The sequence below is a fragment of the Methylobacterium sp. WL103 genome, assembly GCF_008039885.1.
GTDB lineage: Bacteria > Pseudomonadota > Alphaproteobacteria > Rhizobiales > Beijerinckiaceae > Methylobacterium > Methylobacterium cerastii.
Window position 1 is genome coordinate 1 of the sequence record NZ_VRUX01000679.1, and the last position, 2,107, is coordinate 2,107.

General features: G+C 71.5%; 2 protein-coding genes. Both read right to left on the reverse strand.

Features of this window, described 5'->3' with window-relative positions:
• The coding region (locus FV222_RS24115; protein WP_147815832.1) for a molybdopterin-dependent oxidoreductase at positions 1–801 on the reverse strand (801 nt) is incomplete at its 3' end.
• Between the two features lie 134 nt (positions 802–935).
• Positions 936–2,107 (reverse strand): sulfite reductase subunit alpha (locus tag FV222_RS24120; RefSeq protein ID WP_147815833.1); only part of this gene is annotated, 1,172 nt, incomplete at its 5' end.

The window sequence follows — 2,107 nt, forward strand, 5'->3', positions numbered from 1 at the left end:
GCTACGACGGCGCGCCCGCTCGAGCGCGCCGTCGTAGCCGGAGGTGTGGTCGGCCACGAAGCGGGCGTCGCAGGCGCCGACCCGGTCGAGATGCACCAGCAGCCCCGAGAACAGGGCGCTGTCGGTGCCGGGCCGGAGGCCGAGGAACAGGTCGGCCTCCTCGGCGGTCTCGGTCCGGCGCGGGTCGACCACGATCAGCCTGGTGCCGCGCGCCGTGCGCGCGTCCACCATCCGGCGGAATAGGATCGGATGGCACCAGGCGGTGTTGGAGCCGACCAGCACGATCACGTCGGCCTCGTCGAGGTCCTCGTAGCAGCCGGGCACGGTGTCGGAGCCGAAGGCGCGGCGGTGCGCGGCGACCGCGCTCGACATGCACAGGCGCGAGTTGGTGTCGACGTGCGGCGTGCCGATGAAGCCCTTCGCGAGCTTGTTGGCGACGTAGTAATCCTCGGTGAGCAATTGCCCGGAGAGGTAGAAGGCGATCGCGTCCGGCCCGTGCTTCTCGGCCGTGCGGCGGAAGGCGCCGGCGACCGTGCCCAGCGCCGATTCCCAAGACGCCCGCACGCCGTCGACGTGCGGATGCAGCAGGCGGTTCTCCAGGCCCAGCGTCTCGCCGAGCGCCGAGCCCTTGGAGCACAGGCGGCCGAAATTGGCCGGATGCGCGGTGTCCCCGGCGATCCCGGCGCCGCCCGTCCCGTCCGGCGTCGCGATCACGCCGCAGCCGACCCCGCAATAGGGGCAGGTGGTCCGAACCGCTGCAGCCTGGCTCGAGACCTTAGGCTCCGGCACGTGCACGGTCATGGCAAGGTCCTCGTGGTTTCGACGTCTTGGTGGTTTCGACGTCGGCCGGCGCGGCGGAGGGCAGCAAGAGTCGGGCCGGGCATTTGCGGAGTCTTCCTCCCCCGCAGAGGGGGGAAGGGAAGAACCGTCGCCGCTCAGTACACGTCGGCCTGGTAGCGACCGGCCTTCTTCAGGGTGCCGAGATAGGCCACCGCCTCGTCGGGCGACTTGCCGCCGTGCTGGGCGGCCACGTCGATGATCGCGCGCTCCACGTCCTTGGCCATGCGCTTGGCGTCGCCGCAGACGTAGAAGTGGGCGCCGCCCTCCAGCCACTTCCACAGGTCGGCGCCGGTCTCGCGCATGCGGTCCTGGACGTAGGTCTTCTCGGTGCCGTCGCGCGACCAGGCCAGCGACAGGCGGGTGAGCACCTTGTCGTCGCGCATCTGCGTGAGCTCGTCCTTGTAGAAGAAGTCGCTCGCTTGGCGCTGGTGGCCGTAGAACAGCCAGTTGCGCCCCGGCGCCTGCGTCGCCGCGCGCTCGCGCAGGAAGGCCCGGAACGGGGCGATGCCGGTGCCGGGGCCGCACATGATCACGTCGGTGGAAAGGTCCGCGGGGAGCGCGAAGCCGTGCGCCTTCTGCAGGTAGATTTTGGCCCGGGTCTGCTCGGGCATGCGCTCGCCGAGATGCGTCGAGGCGACGCCGAGCCGGAGGCGCGAGCGGTGGTTGTAGCGCACCGCGTCCACCGTTAGCGAGACTTTGCCCGCATCCATCTTCGGCGAGGACGAGATCGAGTAGAGCCGCGGCTGCAGCTCGTCGAGGGATTCGAGGAACACCTCGGCGTCGGGACGCGCGCCGGGGAACTTGTGGAGCGCGCCGAGTACGTCGAGGTAGGCGGCGTCGCCGTCCGGGTCCTCGCCGGCCGAGAGCGCCTTGGCCTTGCGGCGGGCCTCGCCCGAGGTCAGCAGCGAGAGCAGCTGGTAGAGACCGTCGGGGGCGGCGCCGAGCGAGTAGTCGGCGATCAGCCGGTCGCGGAGCGTCTTGCCGCCGATCACCCGCTCGGGGCGGGCGCCGAGCTCGGCGATCACCGCGTCGGCGAGCGCCGGCGCGTTGGCCGGGAAGAGGCCGAGCGAGTCGCCGGCCTCGTAGGTGATCGGCGTGTCCCTAAGGTCGAACTCGACGTGCCACGTCTCCTTCTCGCCGCCTGGCTCGTTGAGCCGGCGCCGGCCGAGGAAGATCGCCTCGACCGGGTTCTCGCGGCAATAGCCCAGCGGGCCGAGGTCGATGGGCTTGTCCGCCGCCGCCGCCTCGCCTGCGGCCGCAGCCGGGG